Source organism: Simplicispira piscis (assembly GCF_054783455.1).
In genome coordinates, this window is sequence record NZ_BAAGQN010000007.1 from 467,544 (window position 1) to 485,218 (window position 17,675).

14 protein-coding genes and 1 pseudogene are annotated in these 17,675 nt (G+C 63.8%); 4 read left to right on the plus strand and 11 right to left on the minus strand.

Translation table 11 applies throughout. From position 1 onward, the window contains the following. Positions 1-1,014, minus strand: a 1,014-nt coding sequence (locus ACYVOC_RS05515; RefSeq protein WP_461161114.1) for an anhydro-N-acetylmuramic acid kinase, incomplete at its 3' end; no start/stop codon positions are given. Between the two features lie 53 nt (positions 1,015-1,067). Beyond that, positions 1,068-2,429 (minus strand): peptidoglycan DD-metalloendopeptidase family protein, encoded by a 1,362-nt coding sequence (locus ACYVOC_RS05520; protein ID WP_461161115.1) that lies wholly within the window; start codon positions 2,427-2,429, stop codon positions 1,068-1,070. Positions 2,430-2,622: 193 nt separating this feature from the next. Between ACYVOC_RS05520 and tyrS the strand changes: the two genes are divergently transcribed. Beyond that, positions 2,623-3,858, plus strand: a complete 1,236-nt coding sequence (gene tyrS, locus ACYVOC_RS05525; RefSeq protein WP_461161116.1) for a tyrosine--tRNA ligase — start codon at positions 2,623-2,625, stop codon at positions 3,856-3,858. A gap of 59 nt (positions 3,859-3,917) precedes the next feature. Here the strand turns inward: tyrS and ACYVOC_RS05530 are convergent, their stop codons facing one another. Continuing rightward, positions 3,918-4,907: a LysR substrate-binding domain-containing protein gene (locus ACYVOC_RS05530; RefSeq protein WP_461161117.1), complete on the minus strand. Its 990-nt coding sequence runs from the start codon at positions 4,905-4,907 to the stop codon at positions 3,918-3,920. Positions 4,908-5,032: 125 nt separating this feature from the next. Here ACYVOC_RS05530 and glmU point away from each other — a divergent pair, with 125 nt between their 5' ends. Continuing rightward, positions 5,033-6,472: a bifunctional UDP-N-acetylglucosamine diphosphorylase/glucosamine-1-phosphate N-acetyltransferase GlmU gene (glmU, locus tag ACYVOC_RS05535; protein ID WP_461161118.1), complete on the plus strand. Its 1,440-nt coding sequence runs from the start codon at positions 5,033-5,035 to the stop codon at positions 6,470-6,472. Then, complete coding sequence (locus ACYVOC_RS05540) at positions 6,469-7,302, plus strand: sensor histidine kinase (RefSeq protein WP_461161119.1); 834 nt, start codon at positions 6,469-6,471, stop codon at positions 7,300-7,302. Before glmU ends, ACYVOC_RS05540 begins: the two co-directional genes overlap by 4 nt. Before the next feature lie 62 nt (positions 7,303-7,364). On the opposite strand, the gene ACYVOC_RS05545 is transcribed toward ACYVOC_RS05540, so the two are convergent. The 4 genes from ACYVOC_RS05545 to ACYVOC_RS05560 all read right to left on the minus strand — a co-directional run bounded on the left by ACYVOC_RS05545 (position 7,365) and on the right by ACYVOC_RS05560 (position 10,487). Then, positions 7,365-8,498, minus strand: a complete 1,134-nt coding sequence (locus tag ACYVOC_RS05545) for a diguanylate cyclase (RefSeq protein WP_461161120.1) — start codon at positions 8,496-8,498, stop codon at positions 7,365-7,367. A 63-nt stretch (positions 8,499-8,561) separates the two neighbouring features. Continuing rightward, positions 8,562-8,918 (minus strand): chaperone modulator CbpM, encoded by a 357-nt coding sequence (locus ACYVOC_RS05550; RefSeq protein ID WP_116002925.1) that lies wholly within the window; start codon positions 8,916-8,918, stop codon positions 8,562-8,564. Positions 8,919-8,920: 2 nt separating this feature from the next. Then, on the minus strand, positions 8,921-9,904 hold the full coding sequence (locus ACYVOC_RS05555) for a DnaJ C-terminal domain-containing protein (protein ID WP_461161121.1): 984 nt from the start codon (positions 9,902-9,904) through the stop codon (positions 8,921-8,923). A gap of 94 nt (positions 9,905-9,998) precedes the next feature. Continuing rightward, complete coding sequence (locus ACYVOC_RS05560; protein WP_461161122.1) at positions 9,999-10,487, minus strand: Lrp/AsnC family transcriptional regulator; 489 nt, start codon at positions 10,485-10,487, stop codon at positions 9,999-10,001. 136 nt (positions 10,488-10,623) lie between these two features. On the opposite strand from ACYVOC_RS05560, the gene glmS reads away from it, so the two are divergent. Continuing rightward, positions 10,624-12,549, plus strand: coding sequence for a glutamine--fructose-6-phosphate transaminase (isomerizing) (glmS, locus tag ACYVOC_RS05565; protein ID WP_461161123.1), 1,926 nt, complete (start codon positions 10,624-10,626; stop codon positions 12,547-12,549). A 580-nt stretch (positions 12,550-13,129) separates the two neighbouring features. Here glmS and ACYVOC_RS05570 read toward each other — a convergent pair. From ACYVOC_RS05570 to ACYVOC_RS05585, 4 genes and pseudogenes are all read right to left on the minus strand, one after another. After that, positions 13,130-14,313 (minus strand): annotated as a pseudogene (locus tag ACYVOC_RS05570) (IS91 family transposase). 10 nt (positions 14,314-14,323) lie between these two features. Continuing rightward, positions 14,324-15,199 carry a tyrosine-type recombinase/integrase gene (locus ACYVOC_RS05575; protein WP_461161124.1) on the minus strand — a complete coding sequence of 292 codons (876 nt, stop codon included), beginning with the start codon at positions 15,197-15,199 and terminating at the stop codon, positions 14,324-14,326. 336 nt (positions 15,200-15,535) lie between these two features. Further along, complete coding sequence (locus ACYVOC_RS05580; protein WP_461161125.1) at positions 15,536-16,489, minus strand: PD-(D/E)XK motif protein; 954 nt, start codon at positions 16,487-16,489, stop codon at positions 15,536-15,538. After that, positions 16,482-17,675, minus strand: a 1,194-nt coding sequence (locus ACYVOC_RS05585) for a Z1 domain-containing protein (protein WP_461161126.1), incomplete at its 5' end; no start/stop codon positions are given. The genes ACYVOC_RS05580 and ACYVOC_RS05585, both read right to left, overlap by 8 nt.

Below are 17,675 nucleotides of genomic sequence, written 5' to 3' on the forward strand. Positions count from 1 at the left end.
CCAGGCAAAGGCAGCACCCTCCACCTGCAGGGCCGGCAAGCCAAAAGCATCGGTCGCCTGCACCCGCAGCGAAGGCAGCAGTGCCTGCAAGCGTTTCATCAGGTACTGGTTGAATGCACCACCGCCACAGACTGCCAAAGATGCACTATTGTTTTTATAGCTTGATGCGCTTGCTGCACAAGCGCTTGCAGTGAATTCTGTGAGTGTGGCCTGGATATCGACGGGAGATGCGGAGCCAAAAACTGCCAGTTGCTTCTGTAGCCATTGGGGGTGGAACAGGTCGCGCCCCGTGCTTTTGGGCGGCGCCCGGTGCAGGTAAGGTTCCTCGTTGAACAAGGCCAGCAAACCGGGTAGCACCTGGCCGCTGGCCGCCCAGCTACCGTCCCGATCGAATGGCTGCTTCGTATGGCGCTGGCACCAATGGTCCATGAGGGCGTTGCCCGGGCCGCAATCAAAACCCAATACATGGCCGCCAGCAGTCAGTACGCTGAGGTTGGCAATCCCGCCAATGTTGAGCACCAGCAAGTCCTGCCCCGGTTGGCCGAACATGTGCTGGTGAAAGGCGGGCACCAGAGGCGCGCCCTGGCCGCCAGCCGCCACGTCGCGGCTGCGCAGGTCGGCCACCACGGCAATGCCAGTCCGTTCGGCCAGCAGGGCAGGGTTGTTGAGCTGGAGGGTATAGCCCGTGCCGTCGAATTCCCCAGGACGGTGGCGCACAGTCTGGCCATGGGCTCCAATGGCCCGCACCGCATGGGCGGGTATGTCAGTATTCTTTAACAGGTCGTGCACGGCCTTGGCGTAGTGGAGAGCCAGAGCGTTGGCGGCCAGGGCTGCGCGGTGCAGTTCGTTGGCACCAGGGCTGTTGAGCGCCAGAAGCTCGGCGCGGGTGGTGTCGTCAAAGGGGGCCGCATGGTGCGCCAGCACACGGCAGCGCGGGCCGGAAAAATCGGCCAATACAGCATCGACGCCGTCGAGCGAGGTGCCCGACATCAGGCCGATGTAAAGCTCGGACATAGGTATGCTCGTGGGCCGCAGTGCCGGGAAGAGGCTCCGCGCAGATGCTGTGCTTATTCAGCGCTGGCCTGCTGTATGGACTCGGCGGACGCCAGCTCCATGCGCATTATTGCGGCCAAGCGGTCAAACGCCGGGCGCGCTGCAGCGGACACCGGCGTGGCGGCCTCGCTCTGGCGTGCGATGGTCATGGGGTCCTGGTGCTGGCCGTTGACGCGGAACTCGAAGTGCAGATGCGGGCCGGTAGCCCAGCCCGTAGAGCCGACGGCACCGATGTTTTCGCCTTGTGCGACCGACTGGCCCTGTTTCACGTTGATGCGGCTCAAATGGGCGTAGACCGTAACGTGCTGGTTGCGGTGTTTGACGTAGATGACGTTACCAAAGCCGTTCTGGACACCTGCAAATTCGACCACCCCATCACCCACGGTACGCACGGCGGTGCCGGTAGGGGCCGCAAAGTCGGTGCCCAGGTGGGCCCGCCATTTTTGCAAAATGGGGTGAAAGCGCATGGAAAAACCGCTGGACACGCGGGAAAACTCCAGAGGCGTGGCCAGGTAAGCGCGGCGCATGCTTTGGCCGTCAAGGGTGTAATAGGCACCCTTGGCGGAGCCCGGCTCCTGGAACCAGAGGGCCTGATGGGATTTGCCATTGTTCAGGAACTCTGCACTGATCACGCGGCCACTGCGCAGCGGCTCGCCATCGGCTTCCAGGGTTTCATAGACGATGGAGAACCGGTCTCCCTTGCGCAGGGAGCGGCGAAAATCGATGTCGCCCGAGAACAGCTCGGCCACTTGTACGGCCACGGCGTCGGGAATGCGCGCTTCGTCGGTTGCAGCAAAGAGCGAGCTCTGGATCACGCCACCGGCCAGTCGGCTGGAGGTGGTGAGTGGGGCTGTTTCGATGCGTGAGGTGAACCCTGTATCGGATTTTTCGATCACCAGGCGCTTGAAATCGCCGCTGTCATCGTGGGCCCAGCGGGCAGTCAAGCGCAGCAGGCGGTGGTCGTCGGTGGTTTCCGCTGATACCAGGCGGCCGGTGCGGCCCAGCAGGTTGCGCTGCGCGGCGCTGTCGCGCCGCAGGAAGGCGGCTGCGGCAGGGTCTGCCACGCCCATGCGCTGCAGCAGGGATTCTGCCGTATCGCTGCTGCGCACCTGCTCGGAGCGAAACAGCGAGAAACCCGGTTGCTCGGTCAAAGCGGCCAGCGAAGTGCCGCTGACCAGCGAATCAATGGGTTGCTCGATCATGCGCACCGGCAGGTCGGCCGGATCGGGCGCCAGGGAGGCAACGGCAAAAGAACCGCCGCCGCCGGTCAGCAGGAGCGCGGCCAAAAGGGCGGTGATACGTTTGGGGTGTTTCTGAATGCCTTGGGAAATCCGATCGAGCAATGCGGCGCCGGTGGTGGTCAAGCCATGATTCAAGATGCAATCCCCAGGGTAAGTGTGGGCCTGCTGCAGGCACTGGGCGCGGGGGCCAGGGGCTGCACGACACACGAACTGTCAGTGCCGCAGTGCTCCAGAAGTCGTCTGGAATGGCGGGCCAATTAGAATCCGCCACTGCGATGTGGCCGCAAGTATAGCGAACACTTTTGGTGCGACACCCTGGAAAACCCTTATGAATCATTCCGCTGTTACAACTTTCCCGGTCACCGATGGCGTGGCACAGGCGCTCGAAGTGTCGCTGCGCGGCGTCGAGGAACTGCTGCCCCGGGACGAGTGGGTGCAAAAGCTGGCGCGCTCGCAGGCCAAGGGTCAGCCGCTGCGCATCAAGCTGGGGCTGGACCCGACGGCACCCGACATCCACATCGGCCACACCGTGGTGCTCAACAAGATGCGCCAGTTGCAAGACCTGGGGCACCAGGTGATTTTCCTGATTGGCGACTTCACCACGCTGATCGGCGATCCGTCTGGACGCAACACCACGCGCCCGCCGCTCACGCCCGAGCAGATCAAGGCCAACGCCGAAACCTACTACACCCAGGCGGCCAAGGTGCTCGACCCCGCGCGCACCGAGATCCGCTACAACAGCGAGTGGAGCGAACCCTTGGGCGCGGCCGGCATGATCCAGCTGGCGGCCAAGTACACCGTGGCGCGCATGATGGAGCGCAACGACTTTCACCAGCGCTTTACCGCCGGCAGTTCGATCAGCCTGCATGAGTTTTTGTACCCGCTGCTGCAGGGCTACGACTCGGTGGCACTCAAGAGCGATCTGGAGCTGGGCGGCACCGATCAAAAATTCAACCTGCTGATGGGGCGCCACCTGCAGCAGGAATACGGCCAGGAGCCGCAGTGTGTGCTCACCATGCCGCTGCTCGTCGGTCTGGACGGCGTGGAGAAGATGTCCAAGTCCAAGAACAACTACATCGGCATCACCGAAGACGCCAACACCATGTTCGCCAAGGTGCTGAGTATTTCGGACACGCTGATGTGGGATTGGTACACGCTGCTGTCGTTCAAGAGCCTGGCCGAGATTGCCGCGCTCAAGGCCGAGGTGGCGGGTGGCCGCAACCCCAAGGACGCCAAGGTGATGCTCGCCAAAGAGATTGCCGCGCGCTTTCACAGTGCGGCAGCCGCCGATGCAGCCGAGCAGGATTTCACCAACCGCAGCAAGGGCGGCGTGCCGGATGAGATTCCCGAGGTGAACCTGTCGGGTGCGCCGCTGGGCATCGGTGCCTTGCTCAAGCAGGCCAACCTGGCGCCGTCTACCAGCGAGGCCAACCGCCTGATCGACGGTGGCGGCGTGCGCGTCGAGGGAGCGGTGGTTTCCGACAAGGGCCTCAAGCTCACGGCGGGAAGCTACGTCGTGCAGGTGGGCAAGCGCAAGTTTGCGCGCGTGTTGTTGGGTGAGTAATTGGATGAAAATGCCTCAACCGCTTATCCATCAAGCGGTTGTAGCTATTGATTTAATACTCAGGGGCTTGGCGCTCTGGGTTCTGCCGCCTCCCCCAGAGCGGTGCGCGTGGCCGTAGCCTCGGCGCGCAGCCAGGTGCAAAAGGCCTGCACCTCTGGGCGCTGCTGGCTGCGTGGGCCGACGAGCAGCCAGTAGGCCAGCGGCGAATCGAGCCGGTGGCCGGGCAGCACCTCCACCAAGTCGCCCCGGGCCAGCGCGTCTGCCACCAAGGGCAGGCGCGCCAGCGCCAGGCCTTGGCCGCTGAGCGCGGCCTGCACGATCTGGTGCGCGTGGTTGAAGGACAGCCAGCGCTGGGGCTGCAGTTGGGGGCAGCCCAGGGTGTCGAACCAGCGGCGCCAGGACAGCCATTCCAGGTGCAGGCTGCGGTGCGCATCGCCTGCTTCGATCAGGGTGAAGCGGGCCACATCGACGGGTGCGCGCACGGGCGGCATGCTTTTGAGCAGCCAGGGGCTGGCCACCACGGCCAGTTGCTCGCCAAACAAGCGCTCAGCGCTCGCCAGGCGTACGTTGGGAAGGCTGTAGCGCAGCGCCAGGTCAATGTCGGCGGTGTCCAGGTCGACCGGGACATCGCTGGCGTCGATACGCAGGTCAATGTCGGGGTGGTCGCGCTGGAAGGCTTCCATGCGCGGGATGATCCAGGTCGAGGCAAAACTGGCCCAGGTGGCGATGGCCACGTTCTTGCGCCCTGCTGTCTGGCGCACCATGCGCACGGCGGCGTCTATGCGTTCCAGTGCGGGCGCCACGGCGCGCTGCAGTTGTGCGCCGGCGCTTGTCAACTCCACGGCACGGGTGTGGCGCAGGAACAGCGGCACGCCCACTTCGTCCTCCAGCGCCTGGATCTGGCGGCTCACGGCGGATTGCGTGAGTGACAGTTCTTCTGCGGCCGCACGAAAGCTGAGATGCCGCGCCACGGCCAGGAACGCGCGCCAGTGGCCCGCCGCCACAGGACGGGTGCGCAGCAGGGAGGTGGGTGCGTAGGGGGTAGGCATGTGAAGAGCTGTATTGATGCGCTGGATGAATCGATAGCGTAGCGCACCCACCACGTGCCGGATTCAGGATAATCGGCTGCTTTTCCCGGCGGGGACGGTCCTGCGCCGGACGACCACAGATTGCCATGACACCCATCGACATCCTCATCATGGCGGCCGGCAAGGGCACGCGCATGAAAAGCCGCATTCCCAAGGTGCTGCAGCGCCTGGGCGGGCGGGCTCTGCTGCACCATGTGCTGGACCAGGCCGCCCATCTGCAGGCGCGCAGCGCCATCGTCATCACCGGCCACTGCGCTACAGAAGTAGAAGCTGCTACCGCAGGTGCAGCAAGCGTTGGAGGTGGTTTTGACCTGAAATTTGTGCGCCAGGAGCCGCAACTGGGCACCGGCCACGCCGTGCAGCAGGCCGTGCCGCAGCTGCAGGACGACGGCACCGTGGTCGTGCTCTCGGGCGATGTACCGCTGACCCAGGCCGACACGCTGCGCGCGCTGGTGGCCGCGTCGCAGGCGGTGCCCGGCGGGCAGCTGGCGCTGCTGACGGTGACCATGGACGATCCCACGGGCTATGGCCGCATCGTGCGCAATGCCGACGGCGCGGTGCAGGGCATCGTCGAGCACAAGGACGCCAGCGAGGCCCAGCGCGCGATTACCGAGATCTACAGCGGCATCATGGCCGTGCCCGCACGTCTGCTGCGCGGCTGGCTGGCACGCCTGACCAATGACAACGCCCAGGGCGAGTACTACCTGACCGACATCGTCGCCATGGCCGTGCAGGACGGCGCTTCTGTGGTGGCGCACCGCATCGTGGATGTGCTGCAGGTGGCGGGCGTCAACAGCCCGTTGCAACTGGCCGAACTGGAGCGCGCCCACCAACTGCGCCAGGCCACTGCGCTGATGGAGCAGGGCGTGCGCCTGGCCGACCCGGCGCGCTTTGATCTGCGCGACGACACGCGCACCGGCGTGCGCGGCGCGCTGCTGTGCGCGCAGGATGTGGAAATCGACGTCGGCTGTATCTTTACCGGCCGCGTGGTGCTGGGCGAGGGCGTGCAGATTGGCGCGCACTGCTGCATTGCCAACGCCCGCATTGACGCGGGGGCCGTCATCCACCCCTACACCCACATTGACGGCGAACAGATGAGCGCCACCGTAGGCGAGGGCGCACTGGTGGGCCCCTTTGCCCGCCTGCGCCCCGGTGCGCAACTGGGCCGCGGGGTGCACATCGGTAATTTTGTAGAGGTGAAGAACGCCACCCTGGCCGACGGTGCCAAGGCCAACCACCTGGCCTACCTGGGCGACGCTACCGTGGGCGAGCGCGTGAATTTCGGCGCGGGCAGCATCACCGCCAACTACGACGGTGCCAACAAGCACCGCACCGTGCTGGGTGCCGATGTGCACATTGGCAGCAACTGCGTGCTGGTGGCGCCGGTACGCATTGGCGCCGGGGCCACGGTGGGGGGGGGCTCCACCATCACCAAGAACGTACCCCCCGGCGCGCTGGGCGTGGCGCGCGGACGGCAGGTCAGCATTGCCGACTGGCAGCGTCCTGCCAAGCAGCCCAAGCCATGAGCACGCCCCTCCTGGACGCAGCCCCTCCCGGCGTGCCGGGGGCGGACGCCTACGCCGCGCTCGATGCCCCTGCGCTGCGTGCCCTGCTGGCACAGCGCGACCAGCAGTGGGCGCAGCAGGTGGCTGCACAGGACGAATGGGTGCACGCCGTATCGCACGACCTGCGTGCGCCGCTGCGCCACATCACCTCCTATGGGCCGCTGGTGCGCGAGCTGCTGGAGGAGGTGCAGGGCCTGGAGCCCGAAGCGCGGCAGGAGGCGCTGGCCTTTCTGGGCACCATGGACCAATCGGCCCGGCGCATGGGCCGCATGCTCGATGGCCTGTTGGCCCTGGCCCGCATTGACCGAGCGCCGCTGCGCCTGGAACCCGTGGATTTGGCGGCGCTGCTAGAGCAGGCACGCGCGCCGCTGGCCGCAACGCTGCAAGGACGCGCCGTGCAGTGGCAGGTGGTGCCAGCGACCGTGCAGGGCGATGCGGCACTGCTGCGCGCTCTGCTCGATGCCCTGTTGTCCAACGCGCTCAAGTTCACGCAGGGGCGGGCACCGGCCTGCATCGCCGTAGGGGCCGAGCGCGCTGCCGATGGGCGGTGCATGCTTTGGGTGCAGGACAACGGCGTGGGCTTCAACCCTGCGCAGGCGAAAGGGCTGTTCGGTATCTTCCAGCGCCTGCACCGCGAGAACGAGTTTGAGGGCGTGGGCACCGGCTTGGCCCTGGTGCACGCCGTGGCCAGGCGCCACGGCGGCCAGGTGCAGGCTACGGCCGTGCCGGGTGAAGGCTGCACGGTGCGCGTGTCTTGGCCGGGCTCTGGGGCCACGCCGTTCATCGAGTGATGCAAAAATGAGAGCTACCAGCGCTTGACTGGTAAGCGCTGGAGTCACTTTTCTTTCAAATTTCAGAGGCCTGGTGCAGGCGCCACAGAGAGAGGTGCGTTTGCGGCCACCGCAGGCGCCGGGAAGGCGCTGACCTGGTTGCGCCCCAGGTGCTTGGCGCGGTAGAGGGCAGCATCGGCATCGTTGATCCAGTCACGCAACTGGAGTTGCCGGTCTGTGGCCTCGGCCAGGCCAATACTGCTGGTCAGACGCAGGCCGGGCAGCTCACGCAGGCGCACGGTGGCAATCTGTTCGCGGATGCGCTCGGCCATGGCCTGCGCCGTGGCGGTGCTGGCATTGCTGCAGACCACCACGAATTCATCGCCGCCGTAGCGGCCGGCGTGGTCCTGGGCGCGCACGCAGTCGCGGATCACGCGGCCCACGACCCGGATCGCTTCATCGCCTACCGTGTGGCCGTGCAGATCGTTGATGTGTTTGAAATGGTCGATGTCGATCATCAGCAGGCAGGCCGGTTCGGCATGGGTATGAAAGCGCTCCAGGCTGGCGCTGGCCACTTCCTGCCAGTGGCTGCGTGCGGCCAGTCCGGTCTGGGCGTCGGTGCGGCGCAGTTCATCGAGTTGGCGGTTTTGCCGCGCTACGGTGCGAATGAGCCGGTAGCTGGCGATGCTGACGGCCATGGTGTGCACAACGATGATGGGCAGCGTGAAAATTACCACCCAAAGGCCGCTTTCCAGGCTCGGTTCGGGCCGCACCAGCAGGGTGGTCAGCAGCCCGGCGCCGAGCATGCCCGGCAGCGAATACAGCCACAGGCGCTTGATGCCGCTGCTGAACTTGTCGTAGGTGGTCACGGCGACAAGCACCACGCTGGGCAGCAGGTTGAACTGCATCAGCGGCACCCACAGGCCCACCAGGGCCGAGTCGATCAGCAGATTGCGGATTTCAGCGCGAAACGGGTCGGCACTGTAGCGGGCCAACAGATAGGCGATGTGCGGCCAGAGAAAAAAGGACACCACCGCCAGCCACCCATAGTGCCCCAGCATGCCGTGCTGGTGCAGCACGCTGCCTATCAGCAAGCCGCCCAGTCCCATGCCCAGAATACGCAGCGGGTAAATGCGGTGGAAGACGCGGCGGCGCGAAGCGGGGCCGCTGTCACCACGGTGGGGCGGCGGATGCTGGGTGTCGGTTGCTGCGGACATGGCGTGCTGGGCGGGGTGGTTCCTGGCAATGGTCAAGGCTAACAGACGCTGCCCAACAAGGGCTTACCGCACACCACGTGCCGTGCCTGTGCCTTCTTCCAGATGGCGCAGACGGCGGCGCAGGTGGGCCACTTCTTCCATCAGATCGGTGGTCATGGCCGCCAGGTAGGGGTCGGCGTCGAAGGTAGCTTCCAGTTGGGCCACGCGCCGTGCGCGCACCAGGGTGGCGCTGCTGAAACGCCAGGTGACGAACCCGGCGGCGGGGCTGCTGGGCGGGGTGGTTTCGAGCACCCCCGCCTCGACACGCTCGCTCACCCATTCCGGGGCGCGGCAGCAGGCGCGGGCCAGGTCTTCCAGCGTGAGGGAGGCATCGTCCAGCAATTCGCCCAGTTGCGCCGGGGTGTGGAATGCATGCGGCATGGTCAGGCTCCTTGCGCGGCTTTCGCCTGGCGCGGATTGAAATGGGGAAAGGCCTTGCCCAGAGCAGCCCAGGCGGCGCGTGCGGTGTCGGTGTCGGCGGGCGGCAGGGCTACGCCCAGTTCCAGGTACAGATCGCCCGGCGTGCTGCTGGGGATGCCCCGGCCTTTGAGGCGCAGCTTGCGCCCCGCGTGGGAGCCCGTGGGCACGGTCACTTCCAGGTTGCCCGCAGGTGTCTGTACTTCGACGCTGGCGCCCAGCGCGGCCTCCCAGGGGGCGAGCAGCAGGGGCTGGTAGATGTCGCGGCCCTCGGCGCGCCAGCGCGGGTCGGGGCGGAACAGCACCTCCAGAAAAAGGTCACCCGCTGGGGCGCCGCCCAGCCCCGGGTTGCCCTGGCCTGCCAGGCGGATCAGTTGGCCTTCGCGCATACCTTTGGGAATCTTCACTTCCAGGCTGCGCTGCTCGGGTACCACATGTCCGCCAGCGTCCAGGTGCGCTGTGCGCAGATGGATGGTGCGCGTGCCGCCCTGGTAGGCGTCAGGGATGTCGAGCTCGATGCGGGCGTGCTGGTCGGCCCCGCGCTGCGCGCCGCCTGCCGGTGACCCCTGCCTGCGGTACGCCCGTGCGGCCTGGCCAAAGAGTTGCTCGAAGAAATCGCTGTGCTGCCCACTGCCTGCGCCATCGTAGGGGTCGCTGGCGTCGGAGAAGGCGAAACCGGCATCCCAGTGGGGCGGCGGGTGAAAGTCGCCGCCGCTGCGTGCGCCCTGGGCGGCTGCCTGCGCACTCAAGGCATCGTAGGCTGCGCGCTTTTCAGGGTCGGACAGCACGGTATAGGCCTCGTTGAGCTGCGCCATGCGCTGCTCTGCATCGGGCGCCTTGCTCACATCGGGGTGGTATTGGCGCGCCAGCTTGCGAAAGGCTTTTTTGATCTCGTCGGCCGTGGCGCCCGGGTCCACGCCGAGCACCTGGTAGTAGTCCTTGAATTCCATGTAGGAGCCTCCTGATAGCCACTCTACGCGCATGGCCTGGGATGGCAAGGTGTGCAGGTGATTTTGCTATAAAAATAAAAGCTATTAGCGCTTGTCAGTCATGCGTTACAGGCACTTTTGTCGTAAATTTTGCCCGGTGGGTAGCAAAGAAGGCACGCACATTGCGCACATTGGCCACGCCCGTGAACAGGCGCTGCGACAGCGCCAGGTAGCCTGGCATGTCGCGCGTATGCACCACCAGCACAAAATCAGGCCCGGGCGAGACGCGCCAGCATTGCTGCACGCAGTCGTCTGCCACGGCCACGGTTTCGAAGGCGTCGAGGTGCTCGGCACCTTGGCGATCCAGCGTCACTTCCACAATGCACGCCAGCCCGTGGCCCTGCAGGGCGGCAAGCTGGTCGGGCTGCACGATGGCCACCTGGCGCTCGATCAGGCCCGAATCGTGCAGGCGCTTGATGCGTCGCAAGCAGGTCGGGGGCGACACATGCACCAGTGCAGCCAACTGCTGATTGCTTTGGCCCGCATCGTGCTGGAGCAGGTCCAGCAGTTGCAGGTCTACTTTGTCGAGTGTTATTGATTCCATAATTTCAATATAAATGAAATCAAAGTTCATGCGATTCATTTGATGAAATATTTGATCATAAAAACTAAAAATTCAATCCATAATTTTTAGATCAGAGGCATAGGATGCCGCATCTATTCAAAAAGAGACCATCCCTATGTGCGGCATCGTCGGCGCGGTTTCTACGCGCAACATCGTTCCTATCCTGGTGCAAGGCCTGCAGCGGCTGGAGTACCGGGGTTATGACTCCTGCGGCGTGGCCGTGCACGCGGCCAGCGGGGCGGGGCTGTCGGCTGGCTTGCAGCGTGCCCGCAGCACATCCCGCGTGGCTGAACTGCTCGCGCAGGTGCAGACCGAGCGCATCGAAGGCACCACCGGCATTGCCCACACCCGCTGGGCCACGCATGGCGCGCCGGCCGTGCACAACGCCCATCCGCATTTCAGCCACGGCACAGACACCAACGCTGAAGGCAGCGCCCGCGTCGCCCTGGTGCACAACGGCATCATCGAAAACTACGAAGAGCTGCGCGCAGTGTTGCAGGGCCGGGGCTATGTGTTTGCCAGCCAGACGGACACCGAGGTCATCGCCCACCTGGTGGACAGCCACTACAGCGGCGACCTGTTCGAGGCGGTGCAGGCGGCGGTGGCCGAACTGCATGGCGCCTACGCCATCGCCGTCATGCACAAGGACGAGCCGCAGCGCGTGGTGGGCGCACGCGCCGGTTCGCCACTGATCCTGGGCGTGGGGCAGGGCGCTACCCCAGAAGCTACGGTGCCCACAGAGCATTTCCTGGCCAGCGACGCCATGGCCCTGGCCGGTGTGACGGACCAGATCGTCTATCTGGAAGAAGGCGACCTGGTCGACCTGCAGCCCGGCCGCTACTGGATCGTCGGCAAAGACCGCCAAGCCCTGACGCCTGCACAGCGCCCGGTGCGCACTGTGCAGGCGCACAGCGGCGCGGTGGAACTGGGCCCCTACCGGCACTACATGCAAAAGGAAATTTTTGAGCAGCCACGTGCCATCGCCGACACCCTGGAAGGTGTGGAAGGCATCGTGCCCGAGCTGTTTGACGGCATCGCGCAGCAGGGTGTGCCAGGCGCGGCTGCCTGGCGCGTGTTCAAGGAAATCGACCGCGTGCTTATCCTGGCCTGCGGCACTAGTTACTACAGCGGCTGCGCTGCAAAGTACTGGCTCGAAGAGTTGGCGGGCACTCCCACCCAGGTGGAGGTGGCCAGCGAATACCGCTACCGCACCAGCGTGCCCGACCCGCGCACCTTGGTCGTCACCATCAGCCAGTCGGGCGAAACCGCCGACACCCTGGCCGCCTTGCGCCACGCACAAAGCCTGGGCATGGAGCACACACTCACCATCTGCAACGTGGCCACCAGCGCCATGGTGCGCGAATGCAAGCTGGCCTACATTACGCGCGCCGGGATCGAGATTGGTGTAGCCAGCACCAAGGCTTTCACCACGCAACTGGCAGGCCTGTTTTTGCTGACACTGACGCTGGCACAGTCCAAAGGACGCTTGAGTACCGAGCAAGAAGCTGCCCACCTCAAAGCCATGCGGCACCTGCCAGTGGCCCTGCAAGCGGTGCTGGCGCTCGAGCCCCAGATCATCAACTGGGCCGACGACTTTACCCGCATGGAAAACGCTCTGTTCCTGGGCCGGGGCCTGCACTACCCCATTGCGCTCGAAGGCGCGCTCAAACTCAAGGAAACCAGCTATATCCACGCTGAGGCATTCCCTGCAGGCGAACTCAAGCACGGCCCCCTGGCCCTGGTCACCAGCAGCATGCCGGTGGTGACGGTGGCCCCCAACGATGCGCTGCTGGAAAAGCTCAAAAGCAACATGCAGGAAGTGCACGCGCGTGGCGGCAAGCTGTACGTGGTGGCCGACGCTGGCACCCGTATCGAGAGCGGAGAGAGCCTGCACGTCATCCGCATGCCCGAACATTACGGCCTGCTCAGCCCCATATTGCATGTGGTGCCGTTGCAGCTGCTGGCCTACCATACGGCTTGTGCACGGGGGACGGATGTGGATAAGCCGCGCAATCTGGCCAAGAGCGTGACGGTCGAATGACCGTTGCGCTCGGCGGATGCAACCTGATCGTAAAAATAAACTCTGTAATGTAAAAATTAACTCTGTAAATTTTTTCGGGATTCGGTTGTCGGGTGTTTGAGCTTCATTTTTCCAGGAAAGTCCCTGCAGTTAAGAAGTTCGATTGCATGCTGGAACGCGCTTGCACTGAAGTTTTCTTCTCAGAGAAAATGCAATTCCGTCATAGCTCGTCAGTTGACCGCTTCTGTTTAGGGTTGTGGGATACCTGCCCGGAACTGGCATCCAAACGACGATCACCCACGGCCTGAGGGCAGGTGTCGCACAAGCCTCGGGGGAGGAAACCGCGGGGAACGCCAACGCGGGTGTTCCGGGCGCAAACGCTATGGGGATTCGGGCAGCGGCCTGACGATCACAGCCCGTATGCAGGCCATGCCAGTGTGCCGTTGTGTGTGGGCGGGGCCTGGGGCATTGCTGATCAGTCGCCTGTTTCCGAGTATTTCGCAGGCCATACAGATCCGTTCGCGGCGACATGCGTGCGCCGCCCCTGTCGACGGGCACAAGCGCATCGACATCGAAGACAAGCGGTGGCGCGCAGAGCTATTCATGACGCAGGCGGTGCGCGAATCGCCTGCCCGTGCATCCAACTGTGCACGATGGCCATCGGGTGACCGCAGTGTCGACAGACAAAGACTGGTGCCGCTGCGCTGGACGACCCATCGGCTTGCTCATCGCTGCTGGGGGTGACGGCTTGTGCGGGGACGGCATCCAACAACTCGCGCGCCAGCGCGAGGCATTCCCTACGGTTGCCATTGGCCAGCAAGCCATAGTGGCGGATGCGATGGAAGCCGCCGGGCAGCACATGCAGCAGGAATCGGCGCATGAATTCCTGGGGCGCCAGCGTCATGGTCTTGTGGCGCGTGCTCCCCTTGGCACGGTAGTCCTTCCATTTAAAACTTACCCCGCGCCCATCCATCGCAACAAGCCGGCTGTTGGAGATAGCCACCCGGTGCGTGTAGCGAGACAGGTAGGCCAGCACTGCCTGGGGGCCGGCAAACGGCCTCTTGGCATAGACCACCCACTCGCATTGGCGCATCGGAGCCAACCACTGGTTAAAGAAGGCACCATCCGCCAACGCCGCCAGTTCTCCAAAGAACCTCAGCCTCCCCACTTGGTGCAGGCGCAACAACTCTTCGATAAAGCGCCGTCGCATCAGCCTGGACAGCACGCGCACCGGCAGAAAGAAGCCCGGTCGGCAAGCCACCCAGGACTTGCCGTCAGGGGCCAGCCCACCGCCTGGGACGATGCCATGCACATGCGGGTGGTGCGTCAATGCCGAACCCCAGGTGTGCAGCACAAGCGTGGCGCCAATGCGTGCACCCAGATGCTTGCGGTCAGCCGCGATGGTTTGCAGGACCTCGGCTGCTACATCGAACAGCAACCCATAGAGTTCGACCTTGTTCTGCTACGCCAGATCGGCAATGGGCGCGGGCAGCGTGAAGACCACGTGGTAATACTCGACGGGCAGCAGATCGGCCTGGCGGGCGTCAAGCCAGCGCTTGGCTGCAGCGCTTTGGCACTTGGGGCAGTGGCGATTGCGGCAGGAGTTGTAGGAGACCTGCTCGGTGGCGCAGCCATCACAACGCAACACATGTCCCCCCAGTGCCGCTGTGCGGCACTGGTCGATGGCCGACATGACCTTGAGCTGGGCCAGGCTCAAGCGGCCGCGCTGGCTGTCACGCCATGCTTGTGGAAGATGTCGGCGACCTCCAGATAGGGCCGCTGCACGCGCGCACCTTCAGGCGGGCGGCATGGGCTCCAGCGGGCCGATCACCTCGCGTAGCAGGTCAGTCGCTACGTGGGCGTAGATTGATGTGGTCTCCAGCTTCTTGTGCCCCAGCAGCACCTGGATCACGCGGATATCGACCTTGCGCTCAAGCAGATGCGTGGCAAAGCTGTGGCGCAGGGTGTGGGTAGTGACCCGCTTGTTGATACCAGCGGCCTCGGCCGCCGCATGAACGGCGCGGTTGAGCTGACGAATCGAGAGAGGCTCCAAGGGCGTCATGCCTGGGAACAGCCAGCCGCCAGGCAGCATCTTGCCCTGGGCATGGGCGAGGTGCCACCAGGTGCGCAGGCGCTGCAGCAAGACAGGGCTGAGCATGGCGTAGCGATCCTTGGCGCCCTTGCCTTGCTCCACGCGCAGCGTCATGCGCTGGCTGTCGACATCGGTGACCCTCAGGCTGACAACCTCGCTGGCGCGAAGACCTGCGCCATAGGCAACCGATAGAGCCACCTGGTGCTTGATGTTGCGGGCCGCAGCCAGAAGGCGTGAGACTTCTTCGCAGCTCAGGACCACAGGCAAGGTGCGAGGCAGCTTCACGGGCTGCATCTTGGCCATCAGCTCAATGCGCCCCAGCGTGATGTCGAAGAAGAACTTCAGGCCCGTGAGCGTGGCGTTGAGCGTCATGGGAGATGAGCCCGTGTCCACCAGATGGAGCTGGAAATTGCGCAGATCCTCCACCGTGGCCGCGTCGGGCGATCGCTTGAGGTAAGCGGCCAGTTTGCGCACAGCCCGGATGTAGGCTTCTTGTGTGCGAGGCTCCAGCTTGCGCATTCGCATGTCCTCGAGCATGCGTTGGCGCAGCGGCGAGAGAGGTTGGGTCGAAGGGATCATGATCGCGCTCCTGTCGAAGAACGAGGCCGATTGCCTCGCTCGCCAACATAGACAGGGGCGTGATGTTTACTTTGCGTCAGGGCCTTCGCGATAGGCTACCGCGCGAGCGGTTTAGTCCTCAGGCTGAGAGCAGTCGATCAAGCTCAAGCATTGAGCGATTAAAAACCCGTCACGGGGCGTTTGAGACCCAGCAAGACGAACGACCTTTATTCCCCCATGACCGGCCACTCAATTCACAAGGAGTCGGATCGTCGCTCACTAACCATTGCCTTCGCCCGAGATAATTTGATCCCCAGTGACATGGCGTGTGCTGGCGCTGAGTGTGTGGGGTACGCGTCAAACAAACTCGAGAATGTGCCGAACATCCATGACATCGAGAGATGGTAGGTTGCAAACGTTAATGCTGTACTTGATGCTCGTAACGCCCAGCGGTGGCACGTAGTCGTCAGGCAGTCGTGGAAATGCCCCGGTTACCTCAAACACGTGGACATCGCGAAAGTTGAATCTGAGAAGAGCACCGGTCTGCCGAAGTCCTTCGTGCCAACCGATCTGAGCCAGACGCATATCGAAGACGTCGAGAGCGTGTCCATCGGATCCAAGCTTTTCCCGAATTTCATCGATTCGGTCTGCCAGAGTTTCTTCGCCGCCCAGGCTTTTCTCAAGCATGACGCTGACAAACAGGAGACGTTTGCCGACAGGCGCCTTCAGCTGATCGAAGCGAGAGATTTCGTGCTTCGGGTCCGACCGCGTGGTGGTTTTCACTTCAATATGAACACTCTCTCCGACGAAATCATGACGTTCGCTTTCCGGTCCGCTCCAAAGGTGGCTTACCCGAGTGCCGAGGGTCGGCAAAAGTACATTTGAAAGCACCCAGAGTTCTCCGAAAAGGCCGATCTGCTCTGCCATGCTGAGGTCAGGTGCGAGCGGGCGCAGCGCTGCGCGCATGTCGTCGATGATCCGTTCCACTGCTACTGCTGGATCGCGGCCTTCGATACGCATGGCATGAAGGACCTTGTTGGTGACAAGCGTGAGCAGTTCTTCGTGGTGACTGCCGGCGGACACATCTATCCAGATCTGGCCGCCCTCCAGGATACGTACCTGGAGACTCTGCAGATCCGGAGGTAGGCTCTGCGGAGCGACATCAATCGCCAGCAACAGGTGCAATCGGCCATCTGCCGAAACGCCGATCAGCGCGGCTTCGAAATCCTCAGCAATTGCTTCGTAGATGTCCTCGTGGGGCGGTCGTTGTTCGCGCAGACGTACCCAGCGTTCCTGTGAAAGCTCACTCATGGCGAACCCCCCGGTTCACGACAAACCGTTGGTCGCCATCTGTCGTTCGGGGCAGGGACAGAGCAAGGCCCAGCACGGCCTGTGTTGGCGCGCGCAGCGGCTCTGGATCAAGTGGGTAGAGCAGGAGCAACCCCTGCTGCGTGGGTCGGTCCTCGCGCATTGCCCGGGCGTTGAAGCCTGAGGCAGCGCGGTAGTTTTCCGGTCCGCCATGCAGGTCCACACCTTCGTGACGTGGATCGATCAGAATGCCGATCGATTCGTTGGCCTGCAACGAACGTCGCACAAGGCCGAAGGGCCTTCCGCCCAGGAGGACCTGCCGTTCCCTCTGCGGGTTGGCTACAAAAACCGTCCAGTTCGTCAACTCTCCTACTTCTGCGCGCTCCAGGATCCAGTCCGCAATTTCTGCACCTTGAAACGCGATGCTGTTCGGATGCCCCTCGTATCGCCGTAGGAACAGCGCAATGTCATCGGCTGGTACATCGTGTGCGAGGGAGCCGCCATGTGCATCCTGTGTCGGAGGATGCTGTCGCAGCAGCGCTGACGCTAAGTCTACGTTCCGCTCCAGCAGTTCCCGATCTTGCATAGGAAACAGGATCGTCTGTGGGTTGTCCCCGGACCATGACCTGGCATCATCTGTTTGCATCCTACTCTTGTTCTTGCTGGTAAGGAGTAGCTTGGAATGCGCGCGCATCCGGATGGCCATCTGGTCTGGGCGGCGTCCGGCCTTGTTCAATGCCGTGATGGAGTCACGCAAGGACTCTTCGACCAATGCCAGCTCCACAAACCACTGCGCGATGCCCTCTGTCGTCCAGATGCGGATAAGGTCTTCGTACCCTGCACGGAAGCCGTACCAGCGGGCCATCTGTAGCAGTGCGTCAGCCAGCGTTGTGGTACGCAGAAAGTAGGCGATCGTCAGGCCTTCGAGCGTTAGGCCACGTGACAGACGATTGCCGCCCACTGCCACTAGCTGTCGTCCGGGCTTCACGTCGTACCCCAGTTCGTCGCCCGTGGTGCTGTTGAGTACGACGACTTCCAGGCGGGCAAGATTTGTCACCGCCTCTTCAAAAACAGTCTCTTCGGCGCATGGCAGTTCGACTCTCCCCAGTCCGGTCAGGGTCGATCGGAACATTTGTCGGAGCACACCGGGTTCAGCGTTCTCATGGTGAAACCAGTTGCGGATCTGCTC

What these genes read in the sequence shown, in the direction of transcription:
- ACYVOC_RS05530 (WP_461161117.1), bottom strand. Translation starts at nt 4,907, where the DNA reads ATGCCTACCCCCTACGCACCCACCTCCCTGCTGCGCACCCGTCCTGTG.
- ACYVOC_RS05540 (WP_461161119.1), top strand. Translation starts at nt 6,469, where the DNA reads ATGAGCACGCCCCTCCTGGACGCAGCCCCTCCCGGCGTGCCGGGGGCG.
- ACYVOC_RS05555 (WP_461161121.1), bottom strand. Translation starts at nt 9,904, where the DNA reads ATGGAATTCAAGGACTACTACCAGGTGCTCGGCGTGGACCCGGGCGCC.
- ACYVOC_RS05575 (WP_461161124.1), bottom strand. Translation starts at nt 15,199, where the DNA reads ATGATCCCTTCGACCCAACCTCTCTCGCCGCTGCGCCAACGCATGCTC.
- ACYVOC_RS05550 (WP_116002925.1), bottom strand. Translation starts at nt 8,918, where the DNA reads ATGCCGCATGCATTCCACACCCCGGCGCAACTGGGCGAATTGCTGGAC.
- ACYVOC_RS05580 (WP_461161125.1), bottom strand. Translation starts at nt 16,489, where the DNA reads ATGAGTGAGCTTTCACAGGAACGCTGGGTACGTCTGCGCGAACAACGA.
- glmU (WP_461161118.1), top strand. Translation starts at nt 5,033, where the DNA reads ATGACACCCATCGACATCCTCATCATGGCGGCCGGCAAGGGCACGCGC.
- ACYVOC_RS05545 (WP_461161120.1), bottom strand. Translation starts at nt 8,498, where the DNA reads ATGTCCGCAGCAACCGACACCCAGCATCCGCCGCCCCACCGTGGTGAC.
- glmS (WP_461161123.1), top strand. Translation starts at nt 10,624, where the DNA reads ATGTGCGGCATCGTCGGCGCGGTTTCTACGCGCAACATCGTTCCTATC.
- tyrS (WP_461161116.1), top strand. Translation starts at nt 2,623, where the DNA reads ATGAATCATTCCGCTGTTACAACTTTCCCGGTCACCGATGGCGTGGCA.
- ACYVOC_RS05560 (WP_461161122.1), bottom strand. Translation starts at nt 10,487, where the DNA reads ATGGAATCAATAACACTCGACAAAGTAGACCTGCAACTGCTGGACCTG.